Raw genomic sequence first — 16,286 nt, 5'->3', positions numbered from 1 at the left:
GGAATTTTCAGGAGATTTGAAAATGGCAATTCGTCCTTTAAACGATCGCGTTATCGTTAAGCGTCACGAACAAGAAAGTAAATCTGCAGGTGGCATTGTGTTAACAGGCTCTGCAGCAGAAAAATCGACTCGCGGCGAAGTTATCGCTGTAGGTAATGGCCGTGTATTAGACAACGGTGATGTGAAAGCAGTTGACGTTAAAATCGGTGACATCGTAATTTTTAACGATGGCTATGGGGTTAAAACTGAAAAGTTAGACGGCGAAGAAGTGCTTATCCTTAGTGAAAGCGACATCTTAGCAGTAGTCGAATAAACCCAATCCAATAACAGAATTTTAGAGGAATAATTATCATGGCAGCTAAAGAAGTTCGTTTTTCTGATGACGCTCGCGCGAAAATGTTGGCAGGCGTAAACGTCCTAGCTAACGCAGTAAAAGTTACCTTAGGGCCTAAAGGTCGTCACGTAGTATTAGACAAATCTTTTGGTGCACCTACCATCACTAAAGATGGTGTATCTGTTGCCAAAGAAATCGAATTAGAAGATAAATTCGAAAACATGGGCGCGCAGATGGTTAAAGAAGTCGCTTCTAAAGCCAATGACGAAGCCGGTGACGGAACGACTACTGCAACAGTATTAGCTCAAGCTATTGTAACTGAAGGTTTGAAATCAGTTGCCGCAGGCATGAACCCAATGGATCTTAAGCGCGGTATCGACAAAGCAGTGATTGCTGCAGTTGAAGCGTTAAAAGGCCTTTCGTTCCTTGTGCAGACAGCAAAGCGATTGCTCAAGTAGGCACTATCTCTGCTAACTCTGACGCTGAAGTTGGCGACCTCATCGCTGAAGCAATGGACAAAGTAGGCAAAGAAGGCGTGATTACAGTTGAAGAAGGTCAAGCCTTCAAAACGAATTAGACGTAGTTGAAGGTATGCAGTTCGACCGTGGTTATCTGTCTCCTTACTTCATGAACAATCAAGAAAACGGTACTGTTGAATTAGAGAGCCCTTATATTCTTTTGGTTGATAAAAAAATCTCTAACATCCGTGAATTACTTCCGACTCTTGAAGCGGTAGCAAAAGCCTCTAAGCCTTTGTTAATCATTGCTGAAGATGTTGAAGGTGAAGCACTAGCCACACTTGTTGTAAACAACATGCGCGGTATCGTTAAAGTCGCAGCCGTTAAAGCGCCTGGTTTTGGTGACCGTCGTAAAGCGATGCTTCAAGACATCGCTACGCTTACCGGTGGTACTGTGATTTCTGAAGAAATCGGTCTAGACCTTGAAAAAGTGACACTAGAAGATTTAGGTACAGCCAAACGTGTCGTTATCAACAAAGACAATACTACTGTGGTTGACGGCGCAGGCGAAGAAGACATGATCAAAGGTCGTGTTGCTCAAATTCGCGGACAAATCGAAGATTCATCTTCTGACTACGACAAAGAAAAACTACAAGAGCGTCTAGCTAAATTAGCTGGCGGTGTTGCCGTTATCAAAGTTGGCGCAGCCACTGAAGTTGAAATGAAAGAGAAAAAAGCCCGCGTTGAAGATGCACTTCACGCAACTCGCGCTGCAGTTGAAGAAGGTGTAGTAGCCGGTGGTGGTGTTGCACTAGTTCGCGCGGCGTCTAAAGTTGCAGAACTAACGGGCGACAACGAAGACCAAACACACGGTATTAAATTGTTACTTACGTGCAATGGAAGCGCCTATGCGTCAAATCGCAGCTAACGCCGGTGCTGAAGCATCAGTAGTGACTAACGAAGTGAAAAATGGCGCTGATAACTACGGTTATAATGCTGGTAATGACACTTACGGCGATATGATTGAAATGGGTATTCTTGACCCAACTAAAGTCACTCGTTCAGCCCTTCAGTTTGCAGCATCAATCGCGAGCTTGATGATCACGACTGAATGTATGATCACTGACGCACCTGTTGACGCAGCTCCTGCAATGCCTGATATGGGCGGCATGGGTGGCGGTATGGGCGGAATGGGCGGCATGATGTAATAGATTTTAAATCTATTAGTCTAGCTCTAACCATTTAATAAAAAAGCCTGAATAGTGATATTCAGGCTTTTTTATTGGCTGCTTATCAATATTTAATAATACCTTTCTTATGTTTTAATTGTGGGCAAGTAAAAGCTACCTTCCTGCCAAGCTTAATGCCTTCTTTGAGCGAGCAGCCGACATTGCCCTTCCTTATACTCAAGGGATTACGGCAACAGCCGCCTTACACCGTTCCAATTTGTGTGAGAAGTTTGTGCTTTTGAGTATATAGCTATGGCTTGAAAAAAACTGGTTATAACGCTCTTGCTTGCAACCATTGCGGACAGTCGAGCTAACAACGCAGCGCAACCTTAGCGGACAGTTGAGTACTCATAAGGTCAGGAGATGCGTCATAGCTGACCTAAGCGAAGCCGGTTTTTAACCTCGTTACTTTTGGCTAATTCATTCAATTTTAGTATTTCGGCTCGGTACGTAACCTGATGTGATGGTCTGGTTGATGAGCCATACCTTCCAGCACAGCTATCATTACGCCTATCTTCGTTGTACTTGCTCTCAATAGCGGACTATTGCTTCACAAGCTCACCTCGACAAACGCAAGAATAACAGCACTGGATGGTTTTATTGGCTTAGTAAAATAATTGTAACCATCGAGCTTAGAAGCTATAAGTTGCCGATACACGGAAACTTCGAGGCGTACCTGGCTGTACCCAAACAGATGCATAGGAGTTAGTGTAATACTCTTCGTCAAATAGATTGTTCACTTCAGCGCGCACAGTGAGTGAGTCGCTTAGTTCATAGCTGGACGCAAGTCGTACCGTCGTATACTCAGGCAGTTTGAAACTTGGGTCACCAAACTCACCACTTCTTTCACCCACATAAACTAACCCAGCTATTAAATCTAGCGCTCTACCGGCAAACTCAGCTTGCTGCACAATTTGCAGACTCAATTGATTTTCAGCAATATTCAGCAGATCTGAGCCGGCAGGAATAAAGTTATAAGAAATAAAATCGGTATAGTCATTTTTGGTTTCAGCATCAACATAAGAATATGAAACCCATATGCTTAATGTATCCGTAATATCACCTGTTAAATCGAGCTCGACGCCTTTACTCGCTGCTTCACCTATGGCTGTTGCGTTAAAGTCGGCATCAAAAGTCGCGATGTTAGATTGTTTAACATTAAAGACGGCGAATGTGCCCGACAGGGCTCCGTCATTTAGAGCAAACTTTACACCTACCTCTGCTGATTCTGATTGATTAGGATCCAAGCCGTTCTCATCCGTTGCGCCAGAAAGAGGGCGAAAGTTTTCGCCGTAGGTGGCATAAAAAGACAAAGCGTCTGAAGCTTTATATACGACACCTAATTGCGGGCTGAGTTTTGATTCAGAATACTCAGAGACGCTATCCGAGCGACGATTAATCAGCTTTTGCTGATAGTCATCAAAGCGCGCACCTAAACGAATATCCAGTTTGTCGGTTAAGCTAATTTGATCTTGAATGTACACGCCCACACTCTCTTGTGTTTCAACACGATCAATATTACCGGCCAACGCCAGAGAAGATTCAGGATAAAGTCCGTAGGTCGGATTAAAAATGTTAATGCTTTGGTCAGTTGATCTGTCTCTAAGGGCAAACTGATCATTTTCAAATTTATCTGCATCAATCCCTACAATAATACTGTGCTTCAATGCACCGGTATCAAAACTACCGCTTAATTCTGCTCGAAATACTTGATAGACCGCATTGTAGTCACGATAACGGCTAAAACGCCCAAAATTGCCGTCTTCGTCAGGTGCTGAAAAGCCATTTTCCGACGCAAGTCCCTCAAGAGAGGTATCACGATAGTTAAAACCAACAAGTGCACTCCAGTCGGCATTTAAATCTTGTTGAAATTCGATTTGGTGGCCAAGTACATCGGTTTCTATCTGCCCATACCCTGGCTCACCGAGAAAACGACTTTCTGGTATGACACCCAGCTCCCCATCAATCGCTATCACACCACGATCAAATGGAATTTCCTGATGACTGTATTCGAGTTCGTAAGTAAGCTGACTGTCATCACTAATTCTCCACAAAACAGATGGACTTAGCCCTTGCTTGGTTGTTTCAACTGTGTCGCGAAAACTTTCTGCATCCTCATAAAAACCAACCAATCTGATAGCAACGTCATCTGAAATAGCCGTATTGACATCTACATCGGCACGCGCGGTACTGAAACTGCCGACTGATACGCTGAGCTCGGCTTTTTCATCAAAGTTAGCGCGTTTAGTGACTAGGTTGATCGTACCACCTGGCTCACCACGTCCAAACAACGCAGCACGTGGGCCTTTTAATACCTCAACAGACTCAATGCCCGATAAGTCACGGGCTCCACCAAAACCTCGGCCTGCATTAAAGCCATTAACCAAATAATTACTAGGCAAGTTTTCATCGCCCACAAAACCACGCACGGCAAAACTATTCCAAAGCCCACCAAAATTGTTTTGTCTGGACACCGAGCTTGATAAATCTAAAGCTTGAACGAGATCAAAAGCCCCAGCATTTGCCAACACTTCAGAGCTGATAAGTAATTCGGCCTGAGGCGTTTCCAAAGGACTAAATTCACCACGATATGCTTGGCGAGTGCCAATAACAGTAACAGTTTCAACGGCGCTTGTATCTGCCCCAGTATCTGCATTACCGTCTTGAAGCGTGTTATTTGCCTGTGCTGCAGAGGCAGCAAATATCCCTGCTACACAAATCGCTATGTAGGCTTGTTTAAATCCATTCTTACTGTTCATTCTGCACCTTTTTATAATTGTGTGTTGAATCTTTAAATTGAGGCAATGATGTTAAATGCGTTTTATCAAACTTTTCTTGAGCAAATAGCCATGGGTAATAAGCCATGCGTAATGCTTTGTGGAAGTCTCTAATATCCTGTTCGTACTCAAATGCAGCAAGCGCGTCAGTATTGGCTAAGCGGTTGAGTTTTCGTTGCAACAGTAGAGGAGGCGAGAGCAAAGTAGCGTAACCCGCTAGCTTGTATTTATTAGCAGCCGCGGCACGGTAATCATTTGAAAACTCACCTGCGGCTTGGTCGCCCACTTGCTGGAAAGCGTAATACCAGCCCCAGTCGAAGCCTTCGCCTTGGTGCGAATAGTCTGAATATTGAGGATGAGTAGTAACGAAAGCCTCCATTGTGGTTGACACCGGTAAATCCCAAGCATCATTTACGGTTTCGCGCTGAGTCAGCAAAATGTCGCCCCCTTTCGCTGAATGTACGCTGTTATTAATCAACAAGTCGCTCAATATTGGCAATACAAAGGCTAGTAATACCCAACAAGCAATTAGCATAGAGGCAATTCTTGGCGCACTGGCCAGATTTTTACCTAGCCAGACGCTAAGCACCGTCCAAAACGCCAAGTAAACAACACACCAAAGAGATATCAATAGAACCGCTTGAAATCCAGTTGAACTTATCATCGCGCCAATATAAAAGGGCAACATTAAGCACAATACTACAGCCCCAAAACGCACAAGACCGCGGCTTCCCCACAGCGCATATTTGGATTTAGCGGTGCTTACTAGTAAATCATGCCTGCCGCTGCTTCGCTCACTGGCTATTAAGTCGTGAAACAGCAGAATAATAAATAATGGAGCCAATGCACTAATGACAAATACAAAGTCGATTTTACCCGCTTGTGCTAATTCAGCGTTTTGCGAATCACTTTCATAAATTTGCCCTTCTAAAGCAAGCATTCTTACCCTGTGCTTCCAAGGGTAGACGTCACGCTCGCCAAGCGCGGCAAAAGCTAAACTGGAAGGTTCTGAATAGGTCAGATGAAAACTATAATAAGCCAGCGAGCCAGGGTCGTTGTATTTGGCTTGCGCTTCAAGTCGATCCCTTACATCAGCCAATTTCAAACGCTCTATGGTTTGCTGTTGCTGCGCCACTTCTGCTAAGCCCGTAAAGACAGCAAAACCAGATACTAAAAAACTACATAGCAGCAGTATTAATACATAACGCTGACGCAGCATAAAGCGCCATTCTCTGCCTATCTGCTTGAATAGATACGTCATACTGCACGCCTCCCAAAGAATCTAATTAGCGCACCAGCAATGGCAATCCACATGAATAATTGCGCGAATGCGGGCAAGCTTCTTTGCAAACGAGCACTAGCACTTTCCAACTGAAATTCAAAGTCTTGGATCATTTGCCAATTCTCTGCACTTACACGTGCTTTTTGCCCGGCTTCAGCGTTGGCATTTCGATTCATGTCGTCGGCATAGTTCAATTTGTTGACATGCACTTGATTCAAAGATTGTACAAAGCTAAATCGCAAGTCTTCCGCCTCTCGCATAAAACGATGATGGGTTTCAATACTTGTACCAGCACTTATCATTGACAAAGAACGTATGGCGACCATCGGCGATAACCAACCAAAGCTTCTTGCTAATTGAGTTTGGGCAAGCTCTTCTTGCATGCTATTTTCTGCAAATCGGTTAAGCACTTCGGTCAACTGGGCTTCTGAAGCGCGCGCCACAGCCCCTCTGAAGTTAATAGGCAGCTCTTCAACGGTTTGAACACTGTATTGCCTTAGTAATGAGGCTTTGAGCTGACTAAAGGCTGGATCATTAGCATTGTGACCATCACCTAATTTGCGTAACTCGGCAATAACTGCAAAATCTGTTTCTAATTTTCCTGGACTCACAATACTGGCAGAAGCGGTTGAACTGGCAATGCGAGGCATGACAATACAAAACAATATCCACACAAATAATAATGCCGTAAAGCTTTCACTATTTTTCGAAACCGCCGTGGAAACTAACAACACCACCAAGCTCCACACTAGCAAGTACAATATATATGCTGATAAGAAGCTGAGCACCACAACAATACTCTCGCCTTGCATTATCGCTATGCCGCTGGATGCAATAAGGGGTAACATAATGAGCCCTACGACACAAAGCAGCGCTAAGCCTTTGCCTATGATAAGCGTGAAAATAGAGGTTCCTTGCGACACAATGAAAGAAAGCGTTTGCGATTCTCGTTCTCGACTCACAGAACTATACGCAATCAAAATAAGTAACAACGGCGCCAGCACTTGTAATATAAATGCGGGAGATAAACTGCCTAAAGAAGTTAAGGCTGTACCCTGCTTTTGATCTGCAAACATTGCGCTATTTTGACGATGGCCTTCCAAAAAAATAGAATTACCTGTAAATGCATCAACGCCCGGATCGATAGTGCTCAAAGGCGAAGGTACTCTAAACGCATAGTGCCCGTAATGCACCATTCTATGCGGATGTCGGTCGGGTTGATCAACAAACGTTTGTTCAGCGGTATCTTGTAAAGATGATCGGGTGTGACTCAGCTCCATCATGGTAACTGCAGTCACAATGACTGATGACAAGGTCAGTAACAAACCAATCACAAGTACTGATATTGCAAGCTTAGAGCGCAGCCAATAACGCCACTCGTCTTTCGCCACCACCAACGCTTTAGCGAAGCTATGTGAACTCATACCGCCTTCCTTTGAGCGAAAGCAGCATGCACGTGCTCTGTGTCTATGCGGCCATTTTCAGGGGCATCATATTCACCTACTAGTTCACCATTACGCAGTAAGCCAATACGATCAGCCACTTGGCATGCGCCATACACATCATGGGTTACCATCAGAATACTGGCACCGCTGCTAGCTAATTCACGGACTAATTGATTAAATTCATCTATCGCCACGGGGTCTAAACCTGAGGTAGGTTCATCAAGAAGAAAAATAGGGGCTTCACGCAACAAGGCTAGCGCTATTGCAGTTTTCTGGCGCATGCCTTTTGAATATGTTTGCAGTTGACGATGCCACGCGCTCTCCTGCAAAGACACACGCTGAAATGCTTGATTTAGTTCATCTTCAGACTTTTTAATATCCGCTAAAGAGAGGAAATACTGCACATTTTCGTAAGCACTTAAATGCGGATAAAGTGTGGCAGATTCAGGCAAATAAGCGGTTTTTCTTCTAATAAAGTCTAGCGCTGAATATACTTCTTGCCCAGCTACAAAGACTTTACCGCTGGAAGGCTGATTAAAACCCAAAAGGGTTTTAAGGGTAGTTGACTTACCAGCACCATTGCCGCCTAGCAAGGCATATATTTCACCTTCGGCTACTTGGAAACTTAAGTTTCTTAAAATTGGCGCGTTTTTTATATCGACATGCAGTGAATTCGCCTCTATGGCGAATTGCGTTTTTTTAATTTTCACTAATAGCTACTTTATAAAAATATAACACTTATAATAATATGTTATATCATAACATAAGTGAATTGCAATTATAAAAATTGGAAAGCAAGCGAAATGAGCTTTTGTTAGCTGGGAAGGTCTTACATAAATCGCGTTCGTGATTGAAACACAAAGAATTAAGCGGGCAGGATCAGCGGCGATAACGAAGGCGTAGGTGCTTCAGCCATGACTTCCCAAGTACCAATATTCTATGAGTTAATGCTGGTTACTTAAATCATCAAAGGTGTCTGCGCTTATATGCAGGCGATCTAATAAGATGCGTATGCGATTAAAAACTTAGGTGAATTGTCACTGAATTGATTATTTTTTAGCTAAGTCGTTTTGACCGTGTGTACTCGTATTTCAAAATCCTTATCATTTATAACAACAAGCGAAAGCTTATGTTAGTTAACAGGCAATTTTTGTCTTTAACCAAAATTACTCAACGGCTCCTATGGGAGATCACGTTCCAGTCACGTTTTATTCAATTGTATAAATGTAATTCGCTTATGACGGAAATAATAAGTATAAACTGATACGTCGCCAGACTGTAATGTCAGGAGATGCGTCAGACTGTGTAAAAACTCCTATTACAACCGCCAAATCTTACCCTCTGTGATACTCAACCTTCCAAATGACTTAGTCACTGATTATTAGCGTTAGCACGGAATTTTGGATTTGGAGTGTTAAGGCGGGTTGTTGATGATAAAAGTGACGTTTGAAGGCAGTTTTATCTCATGAAATCAGGCTAAATCTCCCCTTATTGCCTGATGGCCTCCATCAAACCAGTTGTCCCCATTATTGTCATCATTCTCTTCAGGTTATAAGCCAGCACATGCAGGTTCATCTCGATACTGACATTCTTTCTACGCTTCATTAAAAAGTGTGTCGCGCCCATCCACATTTTGATAGTACCAAACGGATGCTCCACAGTTTGTTTTCTCACAACCGATATCTCTGGATTATCGTCGAGCCGCTGCTGCATCGCGTCTATCTCATCTTCGTGAACCCAACGTCTCATTTTCCTTGGCTCTTTTAATGACTTCGTGCATTTATCTCTAATACTACAATCACGGCAAGCGTAAAAATTAACGTATACCTTTTGCTCAAGGCCTCTTTCGGTCACGTCACGTTGGTACGGTAATTCCTCGCCCGCTGGGCAAATATAAAGGTCTTGGTCTTTATCGTATTTAAATAATGATTTGTTGAATATGCCTTTTTTTTCTGAGCCTGATGTATCAGTCTGTGGCACGTTTGCCGTCATGCCTAAGTCTTGTGTCGCTTTAATATCTATGCGACTAAAGTAGCCCTTGTCGGCGATGATAGTGATGTCTTTCTTACCCAACGTTTTTTGAACTTGCGCTGCTACTGAGGTGAGCTGGCCCCTGTCGGTTGTCATGGTGACATCGTGTTCAATAATCAAGTGATGCTTAGTATCCACAGCGCTTTGCACGTTGTAGCACACCTGTCTTTCCATATGTTGCGTCTTCATCAAACGTGCATCAGGGTCGGTTTGTGATACTTGCTTGTCTGGGTGTTCATTCACTTGTATTTCGAGTGCTTTAAGCTCAATTAATCGCTGCTCAAGCCATGCTAATTTTGAAGTAGATATTGTGGTGTCAATATTCTTTTCATCCCCGTCTTTGGTGTCCATTTGACTTAAGTATTGTTGAATACTCTTTTCTGTTCGCTCGATATGAGCCTGAACTTTGGCGGGTGTATAATTCTTGGATTTGTTGTTGACGGCTTTAAACTTACTACCATCAATGGCGAACGCTGAATCCTCAAACATGTTGAGCTGACGACATAACTCAACAAACTTGCGGCAGACATTTTTGATCCCCTTGCCATTATCTTTTCTAAAGTTGGCGATAGTTTTAAAGTCAGGCCTTAAACGCTCAAGCAACCACATTAATTCAACGTTGCGGTGACTTTCCTTTTCCAACCTGCGAGATGACTGAATGCGATTTAAGTAACCATAGATGTAGAGTTTTAACATTGTGGAAGGATGGTAGCCTGGCCGGCCAGTAAGCTTTGGGTTAACGGTCTCAAAACCTAAGTCTAATAAATCAAGGTGGTCAACAAATATATCGATAACTCGAACTGGATTATCTTCGGTAACAAAGTCATCTATTGCTTCTGGGAAGAGTGTCGATTGGTGTCTTGGTTGACCTTTAATATGGTGAGACATGTCAGATATACTCTGGTTTGGCTTACCATTTTATTATACTAAATTCGGTCTTAAAGTTGGACCGGTGGCTAAGACTGATTGATCATAAACATCACATACTTAGACCAAAAGGTGATCAATAGTTTTTACACAGTCTGTCGCCTAACTGCCCAAAGCGCCAGTTTAAGGATTGATGTTCCTATGTCCGCTTTTGGCTGTCAGTTGCCGTAAAGCTCAACTAATACCCTAATACCCTAATACCGCTATGAGTGGCTATGCAGATAATGAGTATTAACAATTTTAGACTTTGTGTTGGATTAGAGGTGAACCACGAAGTTTGATTTTAACAAAAATAAATATTTCTTTTTTTCAACAGCTTAACTAAGTCCCTTGAACAGTCGGGGTATAATATGGGGTATCCCAATTTGTGTTCTTTATTTTTTGATTAAATATCAGTTGTTTGAGTTATGAGTGGGCGGCATGATGTAATCATGCCCGATTACATATTCCGTTTAGCGTCATAAGCTAATAAAAAGCCTTGGGTTAATATACCAATGTCCACCCCATTCAAACCTCCCGAACATGATCTTCTCCCACCCCTCAAAGTGCTGATAAGCCGCAATAAAAAAGCCAAATGCTGCGGTGGTGCTGGCAAAGTATAAATTTATCCAGTTACGCGGGTTGGGTAACAGTAAGCTCAAACCTAATAGCCCGATGATTGTGCGTTGTGCTTGGCAGTATGGGCAAACATAGACCAAGTCTAGTTAGCTCTGGGTCCACGCAATGATGCAAATAGCTATCGCAACTAGGCCTAAAGACCTCCTATTGCAATATAGTCAATTCAATAAAGTCTTATCCATATTATTGTGTTTCCTCTGGGATATCTATTCGTCGTGTTTTCACATTGGATCTAATGTCAACAGGACTCTTTTTTGGATTAATGAATTGGGTGGAGAACGATGTATTGCTCCTCTGCCTTCGTTTTTTGGCCAAGCATCCCCTTTCAGCAACAGCACATCACCTTGTTTAGCACTCAATATTGAACATTTATCTTCCATTTGGCTAAGTGCTTTTGTTTGGTTTAATGATTCAAGACCACCCTTAGCAATATGTGGCAACCATTGGGTACCTTTACCCATATAAGTGCAAATAAGTCGGCCGCTAATTTTATCAGTATGAAATTTGGGGCACATTGCATGGTCGAGCGTTATTAATCTTAAGCCCACAGACTTACAATCAAATATGCAACACATCATATCTGACAATAACTGCACGTCTTCTAGAAAGTCATGTTTGTATGGTGAGTCTGGTAATAGGCTGTTAAATTCAGAAAATACCTCTTCTGGAGAGATTTCCCTTACCACTTTAATTTGATGTTCGGCAAGTGATGTAGAGTACTCATTTACAGACTGAGAAAGCTTTCGTTGCCACCCGCATACATTAATATGCTCGGCAAAGAAATGTGTAAAAACATCATGGTGATCTGACATGTAAGTGCTTGAATTTAGTTCGGGTTGAACAGCAATCATCCTTCGATTTCCCATATTGGAAATGGGTCTGGCAAACGTCGCCAAGCTTTTTGGCCTTGCAACATTTCTTCTTGCGACAATAAACATTCATCAAGCGCTGTTTGGATCTGCGATTGGTTTAAACCTTGACCAATAAAAACCAGTTCTTGGCGCATATCACCGAAAGGTTCCTCCCACAGTGAATCAATGGCTTCAAGGGAGGCTGTATCGTCTGGCCAATCGGGTTTGGGTATTGCCTTCCAAAAAAGTCCTGCAGCACCATATCTAGCGATGCCGCCGGCTTGACTCCATTGTCCTGCTAGCATAGGTCTGGTGGCGAGCCAAAAGAATCCCTTGGAGCGAATGAGCTTACCCGTTGGCCACTCTTGATGTAGGAACTCGAAAAATTTATTAGGATGAAAAGGACGCCTCGCTCGGTATACAAAGCTACTGATACCAAACTGTTCGGTTTCTGGTATGTGTTCGCCGCGTAACTCTTTTAACCAACCAGGTGATTGCTGTGCCTTCTCATAATTAAATAACTGTGTGTTTAACACTTCGTCTATGGCAATTTTGCCATTTGAAATAGGAATAATCTTCGCATCAGGGTTGAGTGAGAATAATGTTGCCTTGACTTCATGTAGTTGCTGCTCAGAAATCAGATCAGTTTTGCTGATCAAAATGACGTTACAAAATTCAATTTGGTCAATGAGCAGATCGGCGACACTTCGCTCATCATCCTCACCTAAGGATTCTTGCGTGTCACAAAGATCTTTGGCTTCTTGAAAGTCACTTAAAAAATTTGCGCCGTCTACCACAGTAACCAGTGTGTCGAGCCTAGCTACCTTTGCCAAGTTGTTGCCGTCTTCATCTTCAAAGGTGAATGTTTCAGCCACTGGCAAGGGTTCAGAGATCCCAGTAGATTCTATCAACAAATAATCAAATCGGTTTTGTGCGGCGAGAGCATTGATTTCTAATAATAAGTCTTCTCTGAGCGTGCAGCAGATACAGCCATTACTCATTTCAATAAGCTTTTCATCTGTGCGATTGAGACTGACTTCGTTGCTGATGTGAGCAGCGTCTACATTGACCTCGCTCATATCATTTACAATCACCGCAACGCGGATATCTTGCCTATTATTGAGTATGGCGTTAAGCACCGTAGTTTTACCTGCGCCTAAATACCCGGATAGCAAGGTCACGGGTAAGCGACTGTCATCTGTAGAAGTGTGAATAGCTTCGTTCATATATATTCTCGTTGGTAATATTCGTTACAAAATAGGGTGACAGCACATGTACCTAATGAGCCGCTTTATGCCTTACTAAGGTTTGACTAAGAAAATGCGCGCCGATAAGACAAATCGAACCCAGCACTGTTAGCGAAACTTCATTTGCGCCATGATTAAATTGTGCAGAAATGATTGTGACAAAACCGCTACCAGTCAGTATCAGTAGCCACTGATTTCGCGTTACCAGCCAGCGCCCGGGTATGCTACTTAGCGCAATGACAAACACTGGAAACAACAGGAGCCTATGCACCCATTCCGCTTCTAAGTGACCTAAAAGAATATTGGTCCCCATTACCAAAATGAGTACTGGGGTGAGTAATCAAAGACACAGGCACAAGAAGGCGAAAAAATGCCGAATTTGTCTTTCATAAATAACGAGTATTCTTAGGTTAATTAAATTATTGTTATAATATAACATCTCATTAAAACGCGGTGCAATACAAAATTATTCAAAACAGTCCTTGTGCGTTTAGAGAAGGTCCAAAGTAAAGATAAAAAGGTATGCTATGAATATGAAAGTAATTATGCGATTTACTGGTGCTTTGATTACGACGGTGTTTGTGGACCAACCGGTATCTAAGAAGCAGAGACAAAAATGGACTGTAATTTTGTTGTATAAATAATATTCACAAAATCGAATCATAAATTAGTGGGGGGTATAAGTTGGGGTACCTTTATTCGCACTCGTTAAAACGAGCAATAAGAACATATAGATAAGCGGTCTATGGGAGGCATAATGTAATAGGATTTACATTTTATTCTAAGAAAGCTCGAACCACTTAAACGAGAACCCGGATAGTAATATTCAGGCTTTTTTATCTATTATTTTGAATAAAACATTTAATTTTATTTCGTACTTCTATGGCGTTTTGATGCACCTAGTGCCTTAGCTGGATTTCAATACGACTTGGCGTTTCAGCAGTTTGGGAGATTATGCACCTCGAACCACATGCCTCGTTTATCTTTTTGGTATTGTTTCGAGCACCGTAAATCCAATAGATTAAAAAGCCATTTTACTTTCTTAAAAGTTGTTGTTTCAGTAATAACTCTGATCTCACTGCCATCATCACCACATTCTAGTGCTAGTTGATTGCCAGGAAACTCTTGATAAGCAGAAGCAATCATTTTATATGTTTTAGGTAAATGGTGTTGTGGTTGAATTAACCGGACACTTCAATAAAGGATTATAATCCTGTTAATTGAGGTGAATATGACTAAACGAACAAATAAACATTATCCCGCAGAATTTAAACAAGAAGCGGTCGCTCTGGTAATAGAGCAAGACTATCCAATCGTACAAGCTGCTGCATCTTTAGGTGTGACAGACAAACTACTTTACAACTGGGTAGCTAAGCATAAGAAACAGGCACTAGGTGATGCATTATCTGGTGATGAACGGGCAGAGTTAATTCAGCTCAGGAAAGATAGTAAACGTCTACAAATGGAGCGTGAAATCCTAAAAAAGGCCAGTGCCTTCTTCGCGAAAGAAATGAAGTAAGATATTCTTTTATAAGTGAGCTTGATGCGAAGTATCCGGTGTCAGTTGCTTGTAAAGTGATGGAAGTGAGTTCGTCAGCATACTACGCATGGCTAAAAAAACCTGGTGAACTCATTAGCGCTCAAACGCTAAGACTGTATCGACGAGCCAAAGCATTATTCAAGGCAAGTCGAAACAGTTTAGGCAGCAGAGAGCTTGCTAAAGCACTACGCAAAGAAGGCTTTGAAATAACGCGGTATCGCGCCATTAAGTTAATGGAACGGCTTAAATTAGTTGTGACTCAGCGAATAGCTTATAAAGTGACAACCAAGCGCAAACACAGTGATGCTGTGGCTGACAACTTGCTAAATATGAATTTCAATCCTGTTGGACCCAATCAAATTTGGGCGGGTGATGTGTCCTATTTAAAGACTGGTGAGGGCTGGTTATATCTAGCAATTGTCATGGATTTGTACTCACGCCGTATTGTGGGCTGGCATATATCAAAACGCATGACGCGTGATTTGGTCGAGCAAGCGCTGATAAAGGCTCATAACTTACGCAAACCACCAAAAGGTTTGGTGGTTCACAGTGACAGAGGCTCTCAGTACACGAGTAAAGGCTTTAGAAATCTACTGTCGCGATTAGGTTGTCGAGCTAGTATGGGGGATGTTGGAGCTTGCTGGGATAATGCTGTTGTGGAGCGCTTCTTTGGAAGTTTAAAGCATGATTGGTTGTTTAAAGTACCGCAGCCCACTCGAACACATATGCGAGAAGATGTTGCTAGGTACATGAAATATTATAATGTTGAGCGACTACATTCAGCTAATTTGGATCAATCGCCAATTGAATTTGAAAACTCCTTTAGAAAAGTGTCCGGTTGGACTTGACCAGAACAACCGTTATTATACTTCGTGCAGGTTAGTTTTTATGTCCCCTTCCAGAATTTTTAATATCCCTAAAATCATTCACCGCACATGGAAAGATAAGGATATACCTGACAGTATCTTTAAGAAAGAATGGGTTGATTCCTGGGAGAAGTATAATCCGTCATGGGAATTCAGGTTTTATACTGACAATGATATCAATCAATTTATGGAGGAATTTTACCCGGAACATCTGGAGATGGTTAACAGCTATGACCAACATATAAAAAAGATTGACGCCTTCAGATATTTTCTTCTTTATCGATATGGCGGTATGTATGTTGATCTGGATTTTGAGTGCTTCCAGCCACTTGACAGCCTTTTTATAGAAGGTGCCAATATATATCTGCAACAAAATAACGCTACAATTCCAAGAGTCACGAATGCAGTAATGATATCTTCACCGGGTCATATCTTCTGGGAACATGCGATAAACAGATTAAAGGATGAACGTAACTTGGTAGCTGGGCCACCTGTACATACCGGACCACGCTTTGTTACCCGGGTACTAGGAGAAATAAGATTCGACGATGTCAGGATTCTTCCATTTGGTGCTTACTTCTTTCCCAGGGGGCATGAAGAGAAAGGCATCGATATCGGCGATGATTACAAAACAAGAAAAAATGTGTACGGAGAACATAAATTTACAAAAACGTGGTAATT

10 protein-coding genes and 2 pseudogenes are annotated in these 16,286 nt (G+C 42.3%); 4 read left to right on the top strand and 8 right to left on the bottom strand.

The annotated features are described in order from the left end of the window. The first annotated feature begins 22 nt into the window (after window positions 1–22). Together Q0Y52_RS18770 and groL are read left to right on the top strand one after the other, a co-directional pair. Window positions 23–313 carry a co-chaperone GroES gene (locus Q0Y52_RS18770; protein WP_007622844.1) on the top strand — a complete coding sequence of 97 codons (291 nt, stop codon included), beginning with the start codon at window positions 23–25 and terminating at the stop codon, window positions 311–313. A 38-nt stretch (window positions 314–351) separates the two neighbouring features. Continuing rightward, window positions 352–2,000, top strand: a pseudogene (gene groL / locus Q0Y52_RS18765) (chaperonin GroEL). A 653-nt stretch (window positions 2,001–2,653) separates the two neighbouring features. On the opposite strand, the gene Q0Y52_RS18760 reads toward groL, so the two are convergent. The 8 genes and pseudogenes from Q0Y52_RS18760 to Q0Y52_RS18725 form a co-directional block, all read right to left on the bottom strand. After that, the gene (locus tag Q0Y52_RS18760; protein WP_297824057.1) at window positions 2,654–4,780 is read right to left on the bottom strand and encodes a TonB-dependent siderophore receptor; all 2,127 of its coding nucleotides are present in this window, start codon (window positions 4,778–4,780) and stop codon (window positions 2,654–2,656) included. Continuing rightward, the gene (locus tag Q0Y52_RS18755; RefSeq protein ID WP_297824056.1) at window positions 4,770–6,059 is read right to left on the bottom strand and encodes a DUF3526 domain-containing protein; all 1,290 of its coding nucleotides are present in this window, start codon (window positions 6,057–6,059) and stop codon (window positions 4,770–4,772) included. Before Q0Y52_RS18755 ends, Q0Y52_RS18760 begins: the two co-directional genes overlap by 11 nt. Then, a complete protein-coding gene (locus Q0Y52_RS18750) occupies window positions 6,056–7,504 on the bottom strand; it encodes a DUF3526 domain-containing protein (protein WP_297824055.1) in 1,449 nt (482 codons plus the stop codon). The genes Q0Y52_RS18755 and Q0Y52_RS18750 overlap by 4 nt, the downstream gene beginning before the upstream one ends. Further along, window positions 7,501–8,235 (bottom strand): ABC transporter ATP-binding protein, encoded by a 735-nt coding sequence (locus Q0Y52_RS18745; RefSeq protein ID WP_297824054.1) that lies wholly within the window; start codon window positions 8,233–8,235, stop codon window positions 7,501–7,503. The genes Q0Y52_RS18750 and Q0Y52_RS18745 overlap by 4 nt, the downstream gene beginning before the upstream one ends. A gap of 778 nt (window positions 8,236–9,013) precedes the next feature. Then, entirely contained in the window at window positions 9,014–10,444 is a 1,431-nt protein-coding gene (locus tag Q0Y52_RS18740; RefSeq protein WP_297824053.1) for an IS1182 family transposase, read from the bottom strand. Between the two features lie 878 nt (window positions 10,445–11,322). Beyond that, window positions 11,323–11,913 (bottom strand): DUF1826 domain-containing protein, encoded by a 591-nt coding sequence (locus Q0Y52_RS18735; protein ID WP_297824052.1) that lies wholly within the window; start codon window positions 11,911–11,913, stop codon window positions 11,323–11,325. 35 nt (window positions 11,914–11,948) lie between these two features. Next, the gene (zigA, locus tag Q0Y52_RS18730; protein WP_297824051.1) at window positions 11,949–13,178 is read right to left on the bottom strand and encodes a zinc metallochaperone GTPase ZigA; all 1,230 of its coding nucleotides are present in this window, start codon (window positions 13,176–13,178) and stop codon (window positions 11,949–11,951) included. A 52-nt stretch (window positions 13,179–13,230) separates the two neighbouring features. After that, window positions 13,231–13,527 (bottom strand): annotated as a pseudogene (locus Q0Y52_RS18725) (MerC domain-containing protein); the annotation flags it as partial. Window positions 13,528–14,430: 903 nt separating this feature from the next. On the opposite strand from Q0Y52_RS18725, the gene Q0Y52_RS18720 reads away from it, so the two are divergent. After that, a protein-coding gene (locus Q0Y52_RS18720; protein WP_297821270.1) for an IS3 family transposase occupies window positions 14,431–15,587 on the top strand; the annotation gives its coding sequence in 2 pieces (ribosomal slippage) (window positions 14,431–14,677 and window positions 14,677–15,587; 1,158 coding nt in all). A 40-nt stretch (window positions 15,588–15,627) separates the two neighbouring features. Further along, window positions 15,628–16,284, top strand: coding sequence for a glycosyltransferase (locus tag Q0Y52_RS18715; protein ID WP_297824050.1), 657 nt, complete (start codon window positions 15,628–15,630; stop codon window positions 16,282–16,284). The last annotated feature ends 2 nt before the right edge of the window (window positions 16,285–16,286 follow it).

Origin of the sequence: uncultured Paraglaciecola sp. (assembly GCF_943787955.1) — a bacterium.
Taxonomy (GTDB): domain Bacteria; phylum Pseudomonadota; class Gammaproteobacteria; order Enterobacterales; family Alteromonadaceae; genus Paraglaciecola.
Note: the sequence above shows the minus strand (reverse complement) of the source record. Positions and strands in the feature narration are given on the sequence as shown.

Bases quoted from the DNA above. Each gene is read 5' to 3' on its own strand.
- Q0Y52_RS18770 (WP_007622844.1), top strand. From the start codon at position 23: ATGGCAATTCGTCCTTTAAACGATCGCGTTATCGTTAAGCGTCACGAA.
- Q0Y52_RS18760 (WP_297824057.1), bottom strand. From the start codon at position 4,780: ATGAACAGTAAGAATGGATTTAAACAAGCCTACATAGCGATTTGTGTA.
- Q0Y52_RS18755 (WP_297824056.1), bottom strand. From the start codon at position 6,059: ATGACGTATCTATTCAAGCAGATAGGCAGAGAATGGCGCTTTATGCTG.
- Q0Y52_RS18750 (WP_297824055.1), bottom strand. From the start codon at position 7,504: ATGAGTTCACATAGCTTCGCTAAAGCGTTGGTGGTGGCGAAAGACGAG.
- Q0Y52_RS18740 (WP_297824053.1), bottom strand. From the start codon at position 10,444: ATGTCTCACCATATTAAAGGTCAACCAAGACACCAATCGACACTCTTC.
- Q0Y52_RS18735 (WP_297824052.1), bottom strand. From the start codon at position 11,913: ATGTCAGATCACCATGATGTTTTTACACATTTCTTTGCCGAGCATATT.
- zigA (WP_297824051.1), bottom strand. From the start codon at position 13,178: ATGAACGAAGCTATTCACACTTCTACAGATGACAGTCGCTTACCCGTG.
- Q0Y52_RS18715 (WP_297824050.1), top strand. From the start codon at position 15,628: ATGTCCCCTTCCAGAATTTTTAATATCCCTAAAATCATTCACCGCACA.